Source organism: Psychrilyobacter sp., assembly GCF_049671765.1.
GTDB lineage: Bacteria > Fusobacteriota > Fusobacteriia > Fusobacteriales > Fusobacteriaceae > Psychrilyobacter.
The window spans coordinates 1-4,776 of record NZ_JBATVM010000126.1; the positions used below are offsets into that span (position 1 = coordinate 1).

The 4,776-nt window shown below is 27.1% G+C and carries 5 protein-coding genes; 2 read left to right on the forward strand and 3 right to left on the reverse strand.

Annotated features, from left to right (window positions below):
- Nucleotides 1-9 precede the first annotated feature (9 nt).
- The 3 genes from WBG30_RS06340 to WBG30_RS06350 form a co-directional block, all read right to left on the reverse strand.
- Nucleotides 10-282 carry a type II toxin-antitoxin system RelE family toxin gene (locus WBG30_RS06340; RefSeq protein ID WP_424503805.1) on the reverse strand — a complete coding sequence of 91 codons (273 nt, stop codon included), beginning with the start codon at nt 280-282 and terminating at the stop codon, nt 10-12.
- Nucleotides 263-553 (reverse strand): hypothetical protein, encoded by a 291-nt coding sequence (locus WBG30_RS06345; RefSeq protein WP_424503806.1) that lies wholly within the window; start codon nt 551-553, stop codon nt 263-265. The genes WBG30_RS06340 and WBG30_RS06345 overlap by 20 nt, the downstream gene beginning before the upstream one ends.
- A gap of 284 nt (nt 554-837) precedes the next feature.
- Nucleotides 838-1,329 (reverse strand): tyrosine-type recombinase/integrase, encoded by a 492-nt coding sequence (locus tag WBG30_RS06350; protein WP_424503809.1) that lies wholly within the window; start codon nt 1,327-1,329, stop codon nt 838-840.
- A gap of 237 nt (nt 1,330-1,566) precedes the next feature.
- On the opposite strand from WBG30_RS06350, the gene WBG30_RS06355 reads away from it, so the two are divergent.
- Together WBG30_RS06355 and WBG30_RS06360 are read left to right on the forward strand one after the other, a co-directional pair.
- On the forward strand, nt 1,567-4,446 hold the full coding sequence (locus tag WBG30_RS06355) for an HD domain-containing phosphohydrolase (RefSeq protein ID WP_424503807.1): 2,880 nt from the start codon (nt 1,567-1,569) through the stop codon (nt 4,444-4,446).
- Between the two features lie 32 nt (nt 4,447-4,478).
- Entirely contained in the window at nt 4,479-4,682 is a 204-nt protein-coding gene (locus tag WBG30_RS06360; protein ID WP_424503808.1) for a hypothetical protein, read from the forward strand.
- The last annotated feature ends 94 nt before the right edge of the window (nt 4,683-4,776 follow it).

Sequence of the window (4,776 nt, forward strand, 5' to 3'; positions counted from 1 at the left end):
CTTTTTAATTCAAAGTTTTTTATAGACATCTCCTCTAGAACCTATAATAGCTACTATTATTAAGTTTCCTTCGTTGTCTATCTTAAAAATAGATCTATAACTACCCACCCGTAACCTTTTTAAACTATCATATCCCTTAAGGTTTTTTATATCGTACATATCAACATTTTCTATATCTTTTGATATATCATCAAAAATCTTATGGAATTTCAAACCAATTTTTTTATTCTTTAATAAAAACTTTTTAGCTTCTTTTTTATATCTAACCCTGTAATATATCACTGATGCTCACCTCTTCTGCATCTGAGTAATCATCAGCATCGATTCCCTTTAGCATTAAGCTAATTTCTTCCTCCTCTTCGGGCGATACACTTTCACAATTTTCATTTATATAAGCTAAAAGATCCCCATTTTCTCTTTCTTTAATTTCTTTAGCCATAGTTTTTCTGATCAATTCACTTACTGAAACCTTTAATTCCTTGGCTTTATCTCCAATTACTTCCCACTCATCATCAGAGAATAAAATATTATGTCTCTTTAAAGTTTGTGACATTTTCCTCACCTCCATATATACACATACACCATTATACACCACTTATGATGGAAATTCAAATCCAAAGAGGTAAAAATTAATATTTTCATTTTTTACTTTTTATCATGATTCCTACTTATAAAATTAAGATAATAAAAAAGCAAGCAGATAAACTTAATCTATCTGTCCTTTTTTAGTTGTGCAACTTTGGTTTTTAAGGTTGTAATCAATTTTATGCTAGAATCTAACATGATTAAAATCTAAATGTCGCTTAAAAACAAAATAAGGACTTGATATATATATTATTATAAATTGAACTCAATAACTGTATCATCCATTTTCTTTTGAGTTAACCCTATATATTCTAAGGTCATCCTCTCACTACTATGGTTTAATCTCTTCATCACTAGACTAATATTATTAGTTTTCTTATAAACTATAAGACCCCATGTCTTACGAGTTGTATCAGTAGATATTTTAGTTTTTAGATTATAGTAATCTGCTATTTCTATATAAATATTATGGATTGATATTCTCGATATATGATTTCCATTATTTATTGCTCTATTCCTTTGGCCAACAAAAAGAAACTCGTTATCAACATTTAAGTTTATTTCTCTTCTAATCTCTAAAGCTCTTTTTATGGATTCCATACAATTTTCATTTAGAGCTACTTGGTTACTTTTTTTGGTTTTTCTATCTTTGGAAATATAGTATCCATTTTTTAAATACTGGTTAGCTTCTTTAATTGTAATTTTTAGAGTATCAGAAACTCTTAAAGCTAAATTTAAAGAAATTTTCCAAAAGTGAAATTAACTTTATGAGAACAAGGAGGCAAAAATAGTTTTAACAAAAGTTTACTTCAACACAGCATAGACTCAAAAGTATCTTTAGATAGCTAAAGGTTATAATAAAACCTGTCTAAGAGTGAATTAACACGAACTTATAGTATTAGAGTTTAGTGTATAAAATTGTAAATAAAATATAAAAATTGTATAATATTCATAATTAGGTAGATCTCAGGAGGAAGTAATGTGAAGTCAAAATACAAACACTATGTTTTATCAGCAATTTTAGTTTTTTTAATTTTAGTATCATTTCTTGCAATAAATTTAGCGGTACAAACAATGATAAATAAAAATCAATCCCATTATGAAAACTCTATTTCAAATATTCTTTTCTGCTCTTTTTTCATTTTTTTATTAGTGGGTGGAATAATATTTATAATTATAAATGGTAAACTAAAACTTGAAAAAGAAAAAATAATAGATGAATTAATCACGACTAAGAAGTCTCTTGATTTTCTTAATAAAAAAAATTTAAATAATTTAAAGAAGGTTGAAAGTATTTTTGAGAATATTATTTTAAATCTACCAATACCAATTATGATACATGCAGAAGATGGTACAATTTTAAGTATAAGTCAGAATTGGACTGAACTTACTCAGTATAATAAATCTGATATTCCGACTATATTTGAGTGGACAAAAAAAGTATATGGTAAAAATAAAGATGAAGTGTGTGACTTTATTAGAAAGTTATACAAGTTAAGAGAAACACGACATAATGGTGAATTTTCAGTAACTACCAAAGATGGAAGAGAACTTATTTGGGATTTTAATTCTGGATATATTGGTAATTTATCTGACGGTAGAGCTGTAGCTATTAGTATTGCTACAGATGTAACTGAGAGACTTTCAAGAGAACAAGAGAACATTATTCTTATTAAAAAAATTAGAAATACTGAAACACTATTGAAAGCTAGTTTAGAAAGTCCAAAAGATATGGTGATTTTATCGATAGACAAAAAATATAACTATAATTATTTCAATCAAAATCATAAGGAGTCAATGTTAAAAGTATACGGGGCAAAGATAACCGTTGGAAGTAACCTTCTAGATCAAATAATAGTTAAAGAGGATCGTATAAAGGCAAAAACAAATTATAAGAAAGCTTTAAGAGGAGAATCCTATAATATTATTGAGGTATATGGAGAAGAAAATAAAGTCTTTTTCGAATCATATTTTTATCCGATTTATGATACCAATAATTTAGTGATTGGGGCATCTGTATTTTCAAGGGATATAACCGTAAGGATTCTAGAGGAACAACTATTAAAAGAAAGTTTTGATAGACTTGATCGGTCGCAGAAAATAGCTAATGTTGGATCATGGGAAGTAGATTTAGATACAAACTTAATTTGGGGTTCAAAGGAAGCATTCGAAATCTATGAATTACCAAGAGAATCTGAGTATATTGAATTAGCTAAAATTCAAAAAAAACTTATTCCTGAAGAAAAAGAAATGATGGATGATGCATTAATAAATTTAATTCAAAACGGATCTTCTTATGAAGTAAATTTTACATTAAATACTAAAACTAAAACTAAAAATATACACTCGAAAGCTTTTATTACAAAGAATTCATTAGGAAAAGCAAATAAAGTATTGGGTGTTATTAGAGATATAACAGAGATTAATATAACAAATCAAAAACAAAAAGAGAGTGAAAAACAATATAGACTTTTAGCTAATATGATGCCTTTAGGTATGATTCATTATCAATTTTTTAGGGATTCCGAAAAAAGTATCACTGATTTTCGAATTTTATGGGTTAACAAAGCACTTGAACAATTGATTGGAATGAAAAATTCGGAACTTGTTGGTAAAAATCTATGTGAGATCTTCATAGAAATGGAACAATATTGGATCGATATATTTCAAGAAGTTGCTTCTTCCGGCAAAACAAAGATATTTGAAAACTATTCAATCGCTATAGATGGTTATATAAAAATTACAGTTTATAAAATAGAAACAGATAGAATGGCAGTTATTATAGAAGATGTATCCGAAGATAGGAAAAAAAAGAAAGAAATTATGCATATAAGCTATCATGATTCATTAACTGACTTATACAATAGAAGATATTATGAAGATAATCTAAGTAAATTAGATATCCCTAAAAATTATCCACTAACAATTGTAATGTCAGATATTAATGGTTTAAAATTGATAAATGATGCTTTTGGGCATAGTGCAGGAGATGAACTCCTTATTTCTGCTGCAAATCTTATTCTAGGTTCTTGTAGAGAAACTGATTTGATTGCTAGAATTGGTGGTGATGAGTTTGTTATTGTTATGCCTAACACGAACGGAAAAGAAGCAGAAAAAATTATAGAAAAAATTAATAAAGAAGCAGAAAAAATAATTATAGAATCAATTGAGCTATCAATATCATTTGGATTTGACACTAAGAATGAAGTAAATGAAGATATTAATGAAATTTATAAAAGTGCTGAAGATCTAATGTATCGAGAAAAATTATTAGTGATACCTTCAATGAGAAGCGGAGCTATAGAAACAATTATGAATACATTAAACGAGAAAGATAATAGTTCTGAAATTCATTCTAGAATTGTCTCTAATATCAGTGAAAAGATAGCTTTAGCATATGGAATGGACAGACAAGATATTGCTGAAGTTAAAACAGCAGGATTGCTACATGATATAGGAAAAATAATGATTCCAATTTCAATTATTACTAAAGAAGGAAAATTAACTACCGAAGAATATGATTTAATAAAAGGACATCCTGAAATTGGATTTAGAATATTAAACTCTACTCATGATATGAGGAATATATCGAATATTGTTCTAAATCACCACGAAAGATGGGATGGGATGGGTTATCCAAGAGGAATAAAAGCTGAAAAAATTCCATTACAATCAAGAATTATTTCTATAGCTGATACATTCGATGCTATGACAAGCAAGAGAACATATCAAAAGATTTGTACAAATAAAGAAGCGTTAGATGAAATTATTAGATGTTCAGGAACTCAGTTTGACCCTGAATTAGTTCAAATATTTATAGATAATTTTAACACAATAATAGAAGTAAAACACTTTGTTTAGCAGTTCACACTCATAGTATAGGAACTACTATTATGGGTGTTATTAATGATAAAGTTATTAATAAAATAGTTGGTAATCTAGATGAAACTTCAAGAATGAACGTTGAAGATGTTATGCGTTTTGTAGATAAAAAAATAATTTTAACCAATGGATTTATATATAATAATAAAAAAACACCTACAAAAGAAATAAGTAAAGCTATTAAATATAAAGAAGATTATGAAGGGAGGAATTGATTATGAAATTTTCAGAATATAAAAAATTAAAAATGGAAGATAAAGACTTTAAAGAAGAATATGAAAAATTAGGTCCAGAATATGAAATCATCTC

Coding starts and splice junctions, on each gene's coding strand:
- WBG30_RS06345 (WP_424503806.1), bottom strand. CDS start 553: ATGTCACAAACTTTAAAGAGACATAATATTTTATTCTCTGATGATGAG.
- WBG30_RS06360 (WP_424503808.1), top strand. CDS start 4,479: ATGGGTGTTATTAATGATAAAGTTATTAATAAAATAGTTGGTAATCTA.